This is a genomic window from Marinactinospora endophytica, assembly GCF_054780875.1.
Map to the genome: position 1 here is coordinate 740,460 of NZ_BAAGVM010000001.1, position 15,109 is coordinate 755,568.

The 15,109-nt window shown below is 71.0% G+C and carries 14 protein-coding genes; all 14 read left to right on the forward strand.

What is annotated here, in order from left to right; translation table 11 throughout:
• Positions 1 to 33 precede the first annotated feature (33 nt).
• The 14 genes from ggt to der all read left to right on the forward strand — a co-directional run bounded on the left by ggt (position 34) and on the right by der (position 15,029).
• Positions 34 to 1,830 carry a gamma-glutamyltransferase gene (gene ggt, locus ACYVHU_RS03290; RefSeq protein ID WP_235000654.1) on the forward strand — a complete coding sequence of 599 codons (1,797 nt, stop codon included), beginning with the start codon at positions 34 to 36 and terminating at the stop codon, positions 1,828 to 1,830.
• A 92-nt stretch (positions 1,831 to 1,922) separates the two neighbouring features.
• Entirely contained in the window at positions 1,923 to 2,825 is a 903-nt protein-coding gene (locus tag ACYVHU_RS03295; protein ID WP_078759867.1) for a hydroxymethylglutaryl-CoA lyase, read from the forward strand.
• A gap of 263 nt (positions 2,826 to 3,088) precedes the next feature.
• The gene (pyrG, locus tag ACYVHU_RS03300) at positions 3,089 to 4,732 is read left to right on the forward strand and encodes a CTP synthase (RefSeq protein ID WP_078759866.1); all 1,644 of its coding nucleotides are present in this window, start codon (positions 3,089 to 3,091) and stop codon (positions 4,730 to 4,732) included.
• On the forward strand, positions 4,729 to 5,373 hold the full coding sequence (locus tag ACYVHU_RS03305; protein WP_235000652.1) for an NUDIX domain-containing protein: 645 nt from the start codon (positions 4,729 to 4,731) through the stop codon (positions 5,371 to 5,373). The genes pyrG and ACYVHU_RS03305 overlap by 4 nt, the downstream gene beginning before the upstream one ends.
• 166 nt (positions 5,374 to 5,539) lie before the next feature.
• The gene (locus tag ACYVHU_RS03310) at positions 5,540 to 6,523 is read left to right on the forward strand and encodes a site-specific tyrosine recombinase XerD (RefSeq protein ID WP_498947433.1); all 984 of its coding nucleotides are present in this window, start codon (positions 5,540 to 5,542) and stop codon (positions 6,521 to 6,523) included.
• 204 nt (positions 6,524 to 6,727) lie between these two features.
• Positions 6,728 to 7,693 (forward strand): ParA family protein, encoded by a 966-nt coding sequence (locus ACYVHU_RS03315; RefSeq protein WP_078759864.1) that lies wholly within the window; start codon positions 6,728 to 6,730, stop codon positions 7,691 to 7,693.
• The gene (locus ACYVHU_RS03320; RefSeq protein WP_078759863.1) at positions 7,666 to 8,091 is read left to right on the forward strand and encodes a hypothetical protein; all 426 of its coding nucleotides are present in this window, start codon (positions 7,666 to 7,668) and stop codon (positions 8,089 to 8,091) included. Before ACYVHU_RS03315 ends, ACYVHU_RS03320 begins: the two co-directional genes overlap by 28 nt.
• 79 nt (positions 8,092 to 8,170) lie before the next feature.
• A complete protein-coding gene (locus ACYVHU_RS03325) occupies positions 8,171 to 9,001 on the forward strand; it encodes a segregation and condensation protein A (RefSeq protein WP_078759862.1) in 831 nt (276 codons plus the stop codon).
• Entirely contained in the window at positions 8,998 to 9,600 is a 603-nt protein-coding gene (gene scpB / locus ACYVHU_RS03330) for an SMC-Scp complex subunit ScpB (protein ID WP_078759861.1), read from the forward strand. The genes ACYVHU_RS03325 and scpB overlap by 4 nt, the downstream gene beginning before the upstream one ends.
• The gene (locus ACYVHU_RS03335) at positions 9,584 to 11,065 is read left to right on the forward strand and encodes a pseudouridine synthase (RefSeq protein ID WP_498947434.1); all 1,482 of its coding nucleotides are present in this window, start codon (positions 9,584 to 9,586) and stop codon (positions 11,063 to 11,065) included. Before scpB ends, ACYVHU_RS03335 begins: the two co-directional genes overlap by 17 nt.
• 33 nt (positions 11,066 to 11,098) lie before the next feature.
• Positions 11,099 to 11,461, forward strand: coding sequence for a chorismate mutase (aroH, locus tag ACYVHU_RS03340; protein WP_078759860.1), 363 nt, complete (start codon positions 11,099 to 11,101; stop codon positions 11,459 to 11,461).
• Between the two features lie 140 nt (positions 11,462 to 11,601).
• Entirely contained in the window at positions 11,602 to 12,762 is a 1,161-nt protein-coding gene (locus tag ACYVHU_RS03345) for a prephenate dehydrogenase (protein WP_498947435.1), read from the forward strand.
• A gap of 35 nt (positions 12,763 to 12,797) precedes the next feature.
• Positions 12,798 to 13,496, forward strand: a complete 699-nt coding sequence (cmk, locus tag ACYVHU_RS03350; protein WP_078759858.1) for a (d)CMP kinase — start codon at positions 12,798 to 12,800, stop codon at positions 13,494 to 13,496.
• A 102-nt stretch (positions 13,497 to 13,598) separates the two neighbouring features.
• The gene (gene der, locus ACYVHU_RS03355) at positions 13,599 to 15,029 is read left to right on the forward strand and encodes a ribosome biogenesis GTPase Der (protein ID WP_078759857.1); all 1,431 of its coding nucleotides are present in this window, start codon (positions 13,599 to 13,601) and stop codon (positions 15,027 to 15,029) included.
• The last annotated feature ends 80 nt before the right edge of the window (positions 15,030 to 15,109 follow it).

The following is a 15,109-nucleotide window of genomic DNA, read 5'->3' on the forward strand; positions in this document are numbered from 1 at the left end:
GCACGGGGTCAGGGTGAGACGGAGGTAACCGAGGTGAAACGCAGGACCTACCGATTGGGCGCTCTCGCGGGGGCGTTCGCGCTCGTGACCACGACCATGGCCACACCGGCGACGGCCGGTCCCCTCAGCCCTCCCGACCGTGACCCGGTCGCGGTGGGACGGGGCGGCGCCGTGGTCACCGTCGACCCCGACGCCACGAGCGCCGGCATGGAGATGCTGCGCTCGGGCGGCAACGCCGTTGACGCGGCGATCGCCGCCGCCGCCGCGCTGGGGGTCACCGAGCCCTACTCCGCCGGATTCGGGGGCGGTGGCTACTTCGTCTACTACGAGGCCGCCACCGGGCGCGTCCACACGCTGGACGGCCGTGAGACCGCTCCCGCGGCCATGGGGGAGGACGCCTTCCTTGAGGACGGCGCCCCCATCCCCTTCGCCGAGGCGGTCACCTCCGGGCTGTCCGTCGGTGTTCCGGGGACGCCGGCCACCTGGGAGCACGCCCTGGACGAGTGGGGACGCAAGAGACCGGCGACGGTGCTGCGGCCGGCCATCGAACTCGCCGAGGAGGGGTTCGTCGTCGACGAGACCTTCCGCTCCCAGACCCGCGACAACGCCGAGCGGTTCGCGGACTTCCCCGCGACGGCGGAGCTGTTCCTCCCCGGCGGCGCCCCGCCCGAGGTGGGGACCGTGCTGCGCAATCCCGACCTCGCCGACACCTACCGGGCGTTCGCCCGTGAGGGGGCCGCGGTCCTGGAGGGCGACATCGGCGCCGACATCGTCGCCACCGTCACCGACCCGCCGGTGGCGCCCGATGCCACGCGCGAGGTGCGAGCGGGACTCATGACCACCGACGACCTGGCGGCCTACGAGCTGGTCGAGCGCGCGCCGACCCACGTCGACTACCGCGGGCTCGACGTCTACGGGATGCCGCCGTCCTCCTCCGGGGGGTCCACGGTCGGCGAGGCGCTGAACATCCTCTCCACCTTCGACCCCGCGGAACTGTCGCAGGAGGAGATCCGGCACGTCACGCTGGAGGCGAGCAAGCTCGCCTACGCCGACCGCAACGTCCACATCGGCGACCCCGACCACGTCGACGTCCCCCTGGAGCGGCTGCTGTCTCCGGAGTACGCCGCGCAGCGCGCCTGCCACATCGATACCGCCTCCGTCCTGGCCGCGCCCGTCGCCCCCGGCGACCTGGACGCCGGCGCCGGATGCGCCGAGGAGGGCGCGCCCGCGGCGGAGAACCGTGAGGGACCCTCGACCACCCACCTGGTCACCGCCGACCGTTGGGGCAACGTCGTCTCCTACACCCTCACCATCGAACAGACCGGGGGCAGCGCCATCACGGTGCCCGGGCGCGGCTTCATCCTCAACAACGAGCTGACCGACTTCGACTTCCAGGTCTCGGCCAGCGGCGCGGGGGCGGCGAACCTGCCCGGTCCCGGCAAACGTCCGCGTTCCAGCATGGCGCCCACCATCGTGCTGCGAGACGGCGAACCGTGGCTGGCCCTGGGCAGCCCCGGGGGCGCCACGATCATCACCACGGTGCTACAGGTGCTCGTCGACCGGGTCGACGCGGGCCGATCGCTTCCCGAGGCGGTGGCCGCGCCCCGGCTGTCGCAGCGCAACGCCGAGCGCGTCCAGGCCGAACCCGCCTTCTTCGGCACCCCCGACGAGAAGGCGCTGAGCGAACTGGGGCATCTGTTCTCCCAGACCGCGGAGATCGGGGCCGTGGCGGCGCTGGAGTACCTGCCCGACGGGCGGATCCAGGCCGTCGCCGAACCCGAGCGGCGCGGTGGCGGGGACGCCCAGGTCCTGCGCCCCTCCTGGCGCTGACCAGGGCCGCGGCCCCCTCCGGTAGGGGAGGGGGCCGCGGCCGAGGGCGCGCCGGGGATGATGGGACCTGGTAGAGACGAACGGAGGGCGCCATGGAGACCGCACGGGTGGAGATCGTCGAGGTCGGGCCGCGAGACGGCCTCCAAAACGAGGAGGCGGTCCTGTCGGTGGCCGACAAGGTCGAGTTGATCGGCCGGGCCGTCGCCGCGGGGATCCGCCGCATCGAGGCGGTGAGCTTCGTCAACCCCCGTAGGGTTCCGCAGATGGCGGGAGCCGAGGAGGTCATGGCCTCGGTCCCCCGCGAGAACGGCGTCTCCTACATCGGCCTGGTCCTCAACCGCAAGGGGCTGGACCGCGCCCTGACGTCGGGGGTGGACGAGATCAACGTCGCGGTCCCGGCCACCGACGGATTCTGCCTGCGCAACCAGGGCTGCACGGTCGAGGAGATGCTCGCCGTCTGCGACGACATCGCCGCGGCCGCGGAAACGGCCGGCCTGCCGCTCAGCGTGACGATCTCCACGGCCTTCGGCTGTCCCTTCGACGGCGAGACCCCGCCGGAGCGGGTGGCCGAGATCGCGCGGCGGGCCGCGCGGGCCGGCGCGGTGGAGATCGCCATCGCCGACACGATCGGCGTGGGCGTTCCCCGTCAGGTCGCCGACCTGGTCGCCAGGGTGCGCGACGTGGCGGAGGGGGCCCGGTTGCGCTGCCACTTCCACAACACCCGCAACACCGGTTACGCCAACGCGCTGGCAGCCTACGAGCAGGGGGTGAGCGTTTTGGACTCCAGCGTCGGGGGGTTCGGCGGTTGCCCGTTCGCTCCGGCCGCGACCGGCAACATCGCGACCGAGGACCTGCTCTACCTGCTGCACCGCAGCGGAGTGCGGAGCGGGGTGGACGAGCGCGAGATCGCCGCGACCGGGACCTGGCTGGGGACGCTGCTGGGCAAGGAGCCCCCGGCGCTGCTGGGCAGGGCGGGCGGGTTCCCCGCCTCCTGACCGCGGGGGCGCGCCGGCGCGGAATTCCCGGGGCGGCTATGGTGTTGGCAGGGGCGAGACCGTGTGGTAGGGGCGCTCGGCCGCGCCCCTTCGGTCGGACCGTGCCCGGGGTGAGCGGCGCTCACACAGGTGGGGCGCTGTTATCCTGGTGGCCCGTGGGTCCGCGGTGGCCGCACAGGCCGAGCCTCCGCCGCCGCAGGACACCGCACGGTCGCCTGGCGCATTCGGGCGATCCGTAGCCATTCGACCACGGGAGCATCACTTTGGCATCCGCCGCGAGCACCAAACACCTCTTCGTCACCGGCGGCGTCGCCTCCAGTCTCGGTAAGGGCCTCACCGCCTCCAGCCTCGGGCGGCTGTTGAAGTCCCGCGGCCTGCGGGTCACCATGCAGAAGCTGGACCCCTACCTCAATGTCGACCCTGGAACGATGAACCCGTTCCAGCACGGAGAGGTGTTCGTCACCGACGACGGCGCCGAGACCGACCTCGACATCGGTCACTACGAGCGTTTCCTCGACACCGAGCTTTCGGGGTCGGCCAACGTCACCACCGGCCAGGTCTACTCCAGCGTGATCGCCAAGGAGCGGCAGGGCGCCTACCTCGGCGACACCGTCCAGGTGATCCCGCACATCACCAACGAGATCAAGGCGCGCATCTACGCGATGGAGGACGCCGACGTCGACCTGGTCATCACCGAGATCGGCGGAACGGTCGGCGACATCGAGTCGCAGCCCTTCCTGGAGGCGGTGCGCCAGATCCGCCACGAGATCGGGCGGGACAACTGCTTCTTCCTGCACGTGTCGCTGCTGCCCTACCTCGGCCCCTCCGGCGAGCTCAAGACCAAGCCGACCCAGCACTCCGTCGCGGCGCTGCGCAGCATCGGTATCCAGCCCGACGCGATCGTGTGCCGTTCGGACCGGCCGATCACGCAGAGCCTGAAGAACAAGATCAGCCTGATGTGCGACGTGGACCAGGGCGGTGTGGTCTCCACGCCCGACGCGCCGTCCATCTACGACATCCCCAAGGTGCTGCACCGCGAGGGCCTGGACGCCTACGTCGTGCGGCGGCTGGGGCTGGCCTTCCGGGACGTCGACTGGACCGAGTGGGACGACCTGCTGCGCCGCGTCCACCAGCCCGAGCACGAGGTCACCATCGCCCTGGTGGGCAAGTACATCGACCTTCCCGACGCCTACCTGTCGGTCACCGAGGCGCTGCGCGCCGGCGGCTTCGCGAAGGACACCCGGGTCAACATCCGCTGGGTGGCCAGCGACAACTGCGCCAGCCCCGAGGGGGCGGCGGCCGAGTTGGCCGACGTCGACGGCGTGCTGATCCCCGGAGGGTTCGGCGTGCGCGGCATCGAGGGCAAGCTCGGCGCGATCCGCTACGCCCGCGAGCACAAGCTCCCGCTCCTGGGCATCTGCCTGGGGCTGCAGTGCATGGTCATCGAGTACGCCCGCAACGTCGTGGGCCTGGAGGGCGCCAACAGCGCCGAGTTCGACGACAAGGCCAAGCACGCGGTGATCGCGACGATGGCCGACCAGACCGACGTCGTCGCGGGCGAGCGCGACATGGGCGGCACCATGCGACTGGGCATGTACCCGGCCCGGCTCCTTGAGGGGTCCCAGGTGCGCGACCTCTACGAGGCCGCCGAGGTGTCGGAGCGCCACCGGCACCGCTACGAGGTCAACAACGCCTACCGGTCCCGGCTGGAGGAGGCCGGCCTGGTCTTCTCGGGGCTGTCGCCCGACGGCCACCTGGTGGAGTACGTCGAACTGCCCCGCGAGGAGCACCCCTTCTTCGTCGCCACCCAGGCCCACCCCGAACTCCGCTCCCGGCCCACCCGCCCGCACCCGCTGTTCGCCGGGCTGATCTCGGCCGCGCTGGAGCGGTCCGGTAGCCAGCGGTGAGCGGGGATCGGGAGGTGGCCGAATGGTCGGAGGAGATCGCCGACAGGCCGCAGACCTGGGAGGTCCGTGACAGCGTCGAGCGGTACCGCGGCGCCAAGGCGGGGATGCGCACCGACTGGGTGGTGATGCCGGGTGAGAACGGTTCCGAGACGGTCGCCCGCGACTACCTGGACCACCCCGGCGCCGTCGTCGTGCTGGCGATGGACGACAAGGGGCGGGTGCTCCTGCTGCGTCAGTACCGTCACCCCGTCGGCCACTACCTGTGGGAGCTTCCCGCGGGCCTGCGCGACATGGACGGCGAGTCCCCGCTGCGCACCGCGCAGCGGGAGCTGCTGGAGGAGACCGGGCACCGGGCCGAGGCGTGGTACGAGCTGGCCGAGGTGTTCCCCTCAACGGGGTTCTCCAACGAGAAGATCGTCGTCTACCTGGCCCGGGAGATCAGCGAGGTCCCCCCGAGCGAGATCGATTTCGTGCGGGTGCACGAAGAGGCGGACATGCCGCTGGCCTGGGTGCCGCTGGAGGAGGCGGTGCGGGCCGTGCTGGAGGGCCGGTTGCACAACGCCGCCACGGTGGTGGGCATCCTCGCCGCGCACGCCGCCGCGCGCGAGGGGTTCGCGGCACTGCGTCCCGCTCGCGACTAGGAGCGACGAAAGGGGCCGGTGGGGACGGGGTCCCGTCCCCACCGGCCCCTTCGGCGTCGAATGCGGTGATTCGGGGCTGGATCGCCGTGTTCGCGGTTGGATCTTCCTGTTATGTGGCATCATCTCCCCGAAACCAGGTGAGGGGGCAGCCACGACGGTCACGCGTGTGGAAGAGGACGGTGCGGAGCCGGCGCCCGCGCTGACCTCGGCCGTGCGCGGTTACCTCGACCACCTCACGGTCGAGCGGGGTCTGGCCTCCAACACGCTCACCTCCTACCGGCGCGACCTACGGCGCTACCTGGCGTTCTTGGACGCTCGCGGTCTCACCGACCTCGCCGAGGTCACCGAGGGGGACGTCACGGCCTTCCTACGGGAACTCCGCGAGGGGGACGGGACCCGCCCCCCGCTGGGGGTCGCCTCGGCGGGACGGGCCGTGGTCGCCGTGCGCGGCCTGCACCGTTTCGCGATGCGCGAGGGGCTCACCCCCGACGATCCGGCGAGCGCCGTACGGCCGCCCGCCCCGGCCCGGCGGCTGCCCAAGGCGATCTCGCTGGACCAGGTCGAGACGCTGCTGGCCGCCGTGGACTCCGCCGAGGACCCGCGGGGAATGCGTGATCACGCCCTGCTGGAGCTGCTCTACGGCACCGGGGCGCGCATCTCCGAGGCGGTGGGGCTCGACGTCGACGACATCGACCGGGTCCCCGCCGGCGATCCCGCGGAGGGGGGCGGCGAGGTCGACGTGGTGCGCTTCCGCGGCAAGGGGGGAAGGGAACGCCTGGTCCCGATCGGCCGGTTCGCCCGCCAGGCCATCGACACCTACCTGGTCCGGGCCCGGCCGGTACTGGCCGCCTCGGGCCGCGGCACGCCCGCCCTGTTCCTCAACGCGCGCGGCGGGCGGCTCACCCGGCAGGGGGCGTGGTCGGTGCTGCGGGCCGCCGCGGAACGCGCGGGGATCGGCGCGGTCTCGCCCCACACGCTCCGCCACTCCTTCGCCACCCATCTGCTCGACGGCGGAGCCGACGTCCGTGTCGTCCAGGAGCTCCTCGGCCACGCTTCGGTCACCACGACCCAGGTCTACACCCTGGTCACCGTCGACCGGTTGCGCGAGGTCTATGCGTCCAGCCATCCTCGATCCGGCGCCAGGGCATAGGCGAATCCGGACGTGACGGCATGAAACGGTCGGCTCGGGGCGTCCGGCACCACAGAGAGTGTCACGTTGATTCGGCCATGACGACGTTCTAGAGTCGCCGCACGACGGTTCGAAGCTGTCGACATATTGAGTTTTTCCGGCGGACGGTCAACCGGTTCGGGTGAATCGGCCGGTCATGGTCGGTCCGTAGGGAGGTCAAGGGTTGTGAGCTGGTCAGGAAACGACGGCGCGGGAGCGGTTGCGACCGCCTCCGGCGCAGAAGGCGTGACGGCCGGACCGGTGGGCAACCCACGGGGGGAAACACGCACCACGGGGGCGGCACTGACCATCAACAGACCGAAACCGGAGTTCCCGGAGCCGGCACCGTTGGACGACCACGGCCCGGCCAGGGTCGTCGCACTCTGTAACCAGAAAGGCGGGGTCGGAAAGACCACCACGACCATCAATCTCGGCGCGGCGCTGGCGGAGTTCGGCCGCCGGGTGCTCCTCGTCGACTTCGATCCCCAGGGCGCGCTGTCGGTCGGCCTTGGCAGACTCGATCCGCGTGAACTCGACCTGACCGTCTACAACCTGCTCATGCAGCGTGACGTCACGGTCGAGGAGGTGCTGCTGAAGACCAACGTCGACGGTCTCGACCTGATCCCGAGCAACATCGACCTGTCGGCGGCCGAGGTCCAGCTCGTCGGCGAGGTGGCCCGCGAACAGATGCTGGCCCGCGCCCTGGCGCCGGTCATGGACGACTACGACGTCGTGCTCATCGACTGCCAGCCGTCGCTCGGCCTGCTCACGGTCAACGCCCTCACCGCCGCGCACGGTGTCATCGTGCCGTTGGAGTGCGAGTTCTTCGCGCTGCGCGGGGTGGCGTTGCTCATGGACACCATCCAAAAGGTCCAGGAACGGCTCAACGACCGGCTGGTCATCGACGGCTTCCTCGGCACCATGTACGACCCGCGCACGTTGCACGCGCGCGAGGTGTTGTCCACGATCGTCGACGGATTCGGCGACAAGGTCTACAGCACCGTCATCAACCGGACCATCCGCTTTCCCGACGCCAGTGTCGCGGGCGAGCCGATCACCCGCTTCGACTCCTCGTCCGCGGGCGCCAACGCCTATCGGGAACTGGCCAAGGAGGTGCTGGCCAGATGGCCTCTCAACGGTCACGGAGGGTAAACCTCCCGGGTGCGGCCGAACTGTTCTTCCGGCCCACCAGCGTGGAGCCCGGGCCGGGGACCCAGCCTCCGGCCGAGGCGCCGCCGGCCGTGCCCGAGCCGGCTCCGGCCGGTGACGCGCGCGCCGAGACACCGGCCAAACGGTCCCGCAAGCCCCGGGCCCAACGGGCCCGCGCTCCACAGCCCAGCGGACGTCAGCGCCACGACGAGAAGATCACGGTCTACATCTCCCGTCCCGAGCTGCTCGCCCTTGAGCAGACCAGACTGACGCTGCGCGCCAACTACGGGATCACGGCCGACCGGGGCCGCATCGTCCGCGAGGCGGTGGCCGTGCTCCTCGCCGACTTCGAGGAACACGGCGAGACCAGCCGGCTGGTCCAGCGACTGACCGACGACTGAGCGAGGACGGAACGGCGGTGGCACCGGTTCACCGGTGCCACCCTAGAGACATGACCGCATCTCGACCGCCCCGTACCGCATGACCGCGGAGGAGGCGAGTAACGGCGGTGGCTTCCAGGTCCACCTCGACAACTTCGAAGGCCCCTTCGACCTGCTCCTGGGGTTGATCTCCAAACACAAGCTGGACATCACCGAAGTCTCGTTGTCGAAGGTCACCGACGAGTTCATCGCCTACATCAAGGCCCACGGGGACAGCTGGGACCTCGACCAGGCGAGCCACTTCCTGCTGGTCGCGGCCACGCTGCTGGACCTCAAGGCGGCGCGGCTGCTGCCCCGTGGGGAGATCGAGGACGAGGGCGACCTCGCGCTGCTGGAGGCCCGTGACCTGCTCTTCGCGCGGTTGCTCCAGTACCGCGCCTACAAGGAGGTGGCGGCGATCTTCGCCGGCCGTCTCACCACCCAGGGACGCCGTTTCCCCCGCGCGGTCCCCCTGGAGCCGCGCTTCGCGCAATCGCGTCCCGACGTGTTCATCAAGCTGGGGCCACAGGAGTTCGCCGCGCTGGCCGCGCGCGCCCTCACCCCGAAGGAACCGCCGAGCGTTCCCGTCACCCACATCCACCAGACCAAGACGTCGGTCCGTGAGCAGGGTGTGCTGGTGGTCGAGGCGCTGCGCGCGGCCGGCACGCTGACCTTCGCCGAGCTCACGGCGGACTGCGTCGGGACCTTCGAGGTCGTCGCGCGCTTCCTGGCCCTGCTGGAGCTGTACCGGGCCGCCAACGTCGGTTTCGACCAGCCCGAACCGCTCGGGGAGTTGCGGGTCACCTGGACCGGTGACGCCGAAGGCGACGTGACGGTCGCCGACGAATACGGGCGCACCGCCCCGTCGGAGCGAGACGAGAAGGAGGAGTGAACGTGGGGGAGGCCACGGCCACGGTCCCACCGGCAGGTGAGGAGGGCCGGGCGCGCCTACGGCGCGACCTGGAGGCGGTCTTGATGGTGGTGGACCAGCCGGTCGCCGTCTATGACCTGGCCCGCGCCTTCGACCTTCCGGTCGAGGAGGTCGAGGCGACGTTGGAGGAGTTGTCGAGGGAATACACCGCGCAGGGGCGTGGTTTCGACCTGAGGCAGGTCGCGGAGGGATGGCGCTTCTACACCCGGCCCGAGTGCGCCGACGTGGTCGAGCACTTCCTGAGGGACGGCCACGAGGTCCGGCTCACCCAGGCGGCGCTCGAGACGCTGGCCGTGGTCGCCTACCGGCAACCGGTGTCGCGTGGCCGTGTTTCGGCCGTGCGCGGTGTGAACTGTGACGGTGTTATGCGTACCCTCGTACTGAGAGGGTTGATCGAAGAAGCCGGACACGACCCGGAATCGGGTGCGCTGCTCTACCGCACCACGACCTACTTCCTGGAGCGCCTGGGCCTACGCGGCCTTGACGAACTCCCCGATCTCGCCCCATTCCTGCCCGACGACATCGAAGGTCTCGACGACACCGGTGAATACACCACGTAATGACAGGTCCCGCGACGCGCGGGACGCCCGAGGTCCGCGCGGTGAGCGCGACCGTTCCACCCCGCGCGGTGAGCGCGGCGACTCCAGTTTCGACGCCCGCCGCCGCGACGGCGACCGTCGTGGTTCTTATGGCCGGGATCGCGATGAGCGTGGTTCCTTCCGGGACCGTGATGATCGTCGTGGTTCGTTCGGTCGTGGCCGCGATGAGCGTGGTTCGTTCCGGGACCGTGATGATCGTCGTGGTTCTTATGGCCGGGATCGCGATGAGCGTGGTTCCTTCCGGGACCGTGATGATCGTCGTGGTTCGTTCGGTCGTGGCCGCGATGAGCGTGGTTCGTTCCGGGACCGTGATGACCGTCGTGGTTCTTATGGCCGGGATCGTGACGAGCGTGGTTCCTTCCGGGATCGCGATGATCGTCGTGGTCCGCAGGGGCGTGACCGTGATGGGTATCGTTCGCAGCGGCGTGATGATGATCGTCGTGGTTCGTTCGGTCGTGGCCGCGATGAGCGTGGTTCGTTCCGGGACCGTGATGACCGTCGTGGCGCCCCGCACCGCGGCCGTGACGAACGACGCTCCGCCCCCGAGCATGGACGGGCCGACCGGCCGGCGCGTGCCGCCCGCTCCGCCGAGCGGGACCTCTCCGCCGCGGCCCGGGCACGGCTGCGCATCCTGCGTGAGGAGTTCGACCCCCAGGACGAGGACCGTCCCGACGAGGCCCGCGACACCTACGCCGACGTTCCCGGTGGCATCCGGCTGCAAAAGGCGCTCGCCCAGGCCGGCGTCGCCAGCCGGCGCGCCTGTGAGGAGCTGATCGCGGACGGCCGTGTGTCGGTCGACGGTCAGGTCGTGCGCCGCTTCGGCGCCCGCGTGGACCCGGAGAAGTCCGAGATCCGCGTTGACGGGATGCGGGTGGCCACCGCCCCCGACCTGCTCTACTACGCGCTGAACAAGCCTCGTGGCGTCGTCAGCACCATGTCGGACCCCGAGGGGCGGCCCACCCTCGCCGACTACGCCGGCCAGACCGAGGAGCGGCTCTTCCACGTCGGTCGGCTCGACACCGAGACCGAGGGGCTGATCCTGCTCACCAACGACGGTGAACTCGCCAACCGGCTCACCCACCCGCGCTACAAGGTCATCAAGACCTACATCGCGAAGGTTCCCGGCCCGGTGCCCAGGGAGGTCATCCGGCAGGTGCGGGCCGGGGTCGAGCTGGAGGACGGTTTCGTCGAGGTGGACTCCTTCCGCGTCGTCGACGACGCCGAGCCCAAGGCGCTGGTCGAGATCAGGCTGCACGAGGGGCGCAAGCACATCGTGCGGCGCCTGCTCGACGCGGTGGGACACCCGGTTTCCGACCTCGCCCGTACCCAGGTCGGGCCGGTGGGACTCAACACCCTGAAGCCGGGGACAATGAGGGCGCTGACCCCCAAGGAGATCAGCGAGCTCTACACTGCCGCAGGGATGTAAGGGCCGGTCAACCGGCGGAAGCGGAGGACGACAGTGGCGGTAAGAGCGATTCGGGGAGCGGTCCAGGTGGAGTCCGACGAGCGCGAGCTCGTCTTGGAGGCCACCGCGGAACTGGTCACGGAGGTCATGCAACGGAACGGGCTGACCACCGATGACGTGATCAGCGTGCTGTTCACCGCGACTCCGGACCTGACCTCGGAGTTCCCCGCGCTGGCCGCGCGCAAGCTCGGCTTCTCCGACGTTCCCTTGATGTGCGCCTCGGAGATCGCGGTGCCCGGCGCCCTGCCGCGCGTCGTGCGCCTGATGGCCCACGTCGAGACCGAGCGGCCACGCGCCGAGCTCCAGCACGTCTACCTGCGGGGTGCCCAGGTCCTGCGCTTGGACATCGCCCAGTAGCCGGCGGCGTGGAGGGGCGCGGTGGTGACACCGCGCCCCTCCTTCGTGTTTTCTGAAGTTCCCGGGATCCACCTCTTTTCCCCTGCTCTACGCTGGGAGAACTCCACATCGGCCGGAATACGAACGGGGGACGGGCGACGATGATCGAGCGTGCGGTGGTGGTGGGTGCCGGATTGATCGGCACGTCCATCGCGCTGGCGCTGCGCGAGCGCGGGGTCGAGGTGGCCCTGGCCGACCGTGATCCCGCGACGGTGCGGTTGGCCTGCGAGCTCGGCGCGGGGGTCCCCCTCGAAGAGGGGAAGGACGAACGGCCCGCCGACATCGCCGTCGTCGCCGCGCCGCCGGCGGTGATCCCGGCGCTGCTGCGCGACGTCCAAAGCCGCGGCCTCGCCCGCTTCTACACCGACGTGGCCAGCGTCAAGCAGGCCGTCGTGACCGAGGCCGTCCGGCTCGGCTGCGATCTCACCACCTTCGTCCCCTCACACCCCATGGGGGGAAGCGAGCGGAACGGGCCCAGCGCGGCCCGGGCCGACCTCTTCCTCGGCCGCTCCTGGGCGCTGTGCCCGACCGGCAAGGCCACCCCCGAGGCGGTGGCGGCCGTGGCCGAGCTGGCCCGATCCTGCGGGGCCGATCCGCTGGAGATCGACGCGCAGGAGCACGACCGCGCCGTGGCCCTGGTCTCCCACGCCCCCCACGTCGCCTCCTCGGCGGTCGCCGCGCGACTCGTCGAGGGGGGTGGAGCCGCCCTCGCGTTGGCCGGGCAGGGCGTCCGTGACGTGACCCGGGTCGCCGGCGGCGACCCGGGGTTGTGGCTGGAGATCCTCAGCCACAACCCGGGACCGGTCGCCGAGGTGCTCGCCGGGATCGCCGCCGACCTCGACGCGGTGGCCCGGGCGCTGCGCTCGGGGAGGACGGCCGAGGCGACAGTGCTCGACCTGCTCGAACGCGGACGGGACGGACACGCGCGCATCCCGGGCAAGCACGGTGCCGGACGCACGCCCGGCTACGCGGTGCTGCCCGTGGTCATCCCCGACGAACCCGGCGCGCTGGGCCGGCTGTTCGCCGCCGCGGGCACGGCCGGTGTCAACATCGAGGACATCCGCATCGACCACTCGCCGGGTCTCCCGGTGGGCGTGGCGCAGCTGTCGGTACTGCCGGAGCGCGTCGCCACCCTGGCGCGGGCGCTGGCCGACCAGGGGTGGTCGGTCCACCCCAACCGGCTGGACCGGCCTTCGCGTGAGGAGAGCGCGCTCCTCTCCGGTCCCGACCACACCGCGCCACCGGCTAACCTGGGTCGTTGAGATGAGATGGAACTCCACCCGGGGAGAGAGCTGACGTGAGCGCGCAGGGTCACGACGAGGGCATCGTCATCGCCATCGACGGTCCCTCGGGGTCGGGCAAGTCCAGCACGGCCAAGGGCGTGGCTCGAGCGCGCGATCTGCGGTATCTCGACACCGGGGCGATGTACCGGGCCATGACCTGGTGGATGTTGGAACACCAGGTCGATGTCGACGACGCGGCAGCCGTCGCGGAGGCGTCATCGCGTCCGGTCATCACCATGGGCACCGATCCGTCGGCCCCCACCGTCCACGTGGACGGCCACGACGTGGCCCAGGCGATTCGGACCCACGAGGTCACCGGCAACGTCAGCGCCGTCAGCGCCGTACCCGCGGTGCGTGAGCGGCTCGTCGCCCAGCAACGCGAGATCATCGCCGAGGCGCGCCGCGAGGCCGCCGGCATCGTCGTCGAGGGACGCGACATCACCACCGTCGTCGCCCCCGACGCCCCAGTGAAGATCTTCCTGACCGCCAGCGCCGACGCGCGGGCGCACCGGCGCAGCAGGGAGGTCAGGTCGAGCGACGTCGCGGCGACCCGGGAGGCCCTGGCCCGCCGCGACCGGCTCGACTCCAACCGCGCGGTCTCGCCCCTGACGCGGACCGCCGACGCGATGGAGCTCGACTCCACGGGACTGTCCCTGGACGAGGTCGTCGCGCTCGTCGTCAAACTCGCCGACGAGGCGGGCGCCGCCGTCTGAGACGGTCCTTCGCCGAACACACGTGCCCGAGGGCATGCGACAACATTCCCCACGGCACGCATCCTGGGCGCGTGGGGACCCTGCGACCGGGAGTCATACCTGATGAGTGAGAACACCGACCTCTCCACCGCCTCCGGGCCCCACGAGGGCGAGGGCGGCGAGGAAGTCGCGACCAAGCCCGTGGTGGCCGTCGTCGGCCGTCCCAACGTGGGCAAGTCCTCCCTGGTGAACAGGATCATCGGCCGCCGCGAGGCGGTCGTCGAGGACGTCCCCGGTGTCACCCGCGACCGGGTCGCCTACGACGCCAGCTGGCAGGGCCGCGAGTTCACCCTCGTGGACACCGGCGGGTGGGAGACCAGTGTCAGCGGTCTCGCCGCGATGGTCGCCCGACAGGCCGAGTACGCGGCGCAGGCCGCCGACGTCATCCTGTTCGTCGTCGACGCCACCGTCGGTGTCACCGACACCGACGAGGCGGTCATCCGCGTGCTGCGCTCGACGAAGAGACCCGTCGTGCTGGCCGCGAACAAGGTCGACGGCCCCCTCCAGGACGCCGACGCGCTCGAACTGTGGAACCTCGGCGTCGGTGAGCCCCACCCTGTCAGCGCCCTGCACGGGCGCGGTTCCGGCGACCTGCTCGACGCGGTCCTCGCGGCGCTGCCCGAAGAGGCTCCGCGCGAAGAGGAGGAGACCGACGAGGGCGGGCCGCGCCGCGTGGCCCTCATCGGGCGGCCCAACGTCGGCAAGTCCAGCCTCCTCAACCGCCTGGCGGGCGAGGACCGCGTGGTGGTCGACTCGGTCGCCGGCACCACCCGCGACGCGGTGGACGAGCTCATCGAGCTCGGCGGCCAGACCTGGAAGTTCATCGACACCGCGGGGATCCGCCGTCGTTTCCGCGCGCTCCAGGGCGCCGACTACTACGCGACGATGCGCACCGGCACCGCCCTGGAACGGGCCGAGGTCGCCGTCGTGCTGCTCGACGTGAGCGAGTCGCTGGCCGACCAGGACATCCGCGTCATCGAGCAGGTCGTGGAGTCGGGCCGGGCCCTGGTCCTCGCCTTCAACAAGTGGGACCTGCTCGACGAGGAGCGCCGCTACTACCTGGAGAAGGAGATCGACCGCCAGCTCGGTCGGGTCTCCTGGGCGCCGAGGGTCAACATCTCCGCGCGCACCGGACGCCACGTCGAAAAGCTCGTTCCGGCTCTGGAGACCAGCCTCGGCAGCTGGGACACGCGCATCTCCACCGGGCGGCTCAACAGCTGGCTCAAGGAGCTCGTCGCGGCCACGCCCCCGCCGGTGCGCGGCGGCCGTCAGCCCAAGATCCTGTTCGCGACCCAGGCCGACGTGCGACCGCCGCACTTCATCCTGTTCACAACCGGGTTCCTGGAGGAGAACTACCGCCGCTTCATCGAGCGCCGGCTCCGTGAGGACTTCGGTTTCGAGGGAAGCCCCATCAAGCTGAGCATGCGGATCCGGGAGAAGAAGGGGAGCCTCAAGGCCTCCAAGGGCAGCGTCCGTTCCGACTGGAAGCGCTGATCCGCTCCGTCGCGCGCACGTGGCCCGCACCGGTGACCCGGGGCGGGCCACGGCTGTTCTCGCCCACGAACCCCGGTTGG

Excerpts from the sequence above, each read along its gene's own strand:
- der (WP_078759857.1), top strand. The coding sequence starts at position 13,599 with ATGAGTGAGAACACCGACCTCTCCACCGCCTCCGGGCCCCACGAGGGC.
- ACYVHU_RS03325 (WP_078759862.1), top strand. The coding sequence starts at position 8,171 with ATGACCGCGGAGGAGGCGAGTAACGGCGGTGGCTTCCAGGTCCACCTC.
- ACYVHU_RS03320 (WP_078759863.1), top strand. The coding sequence starts at position 7,666 with ATGGCCTCTCAACGGTCACGGAGGGTAAACCTCCCGGGTGCGGCCGAA.
- ACYVHU_RS03295 (WP_078759867.1), top strand. The coding sequence starts at position 1,923 with ATGGAGACCGCACGGGTGGAGATCGTCGAGGTCGGGCCGCGAGACGGC.
- ACYVHU_RS03345 (WP_498947435.1), top strand. The coding sequence starts at position 11,602 with ATGATCGAGCGTGCGGTGGTGGTGGGTGCCGGATTGATCGGCACGTCC.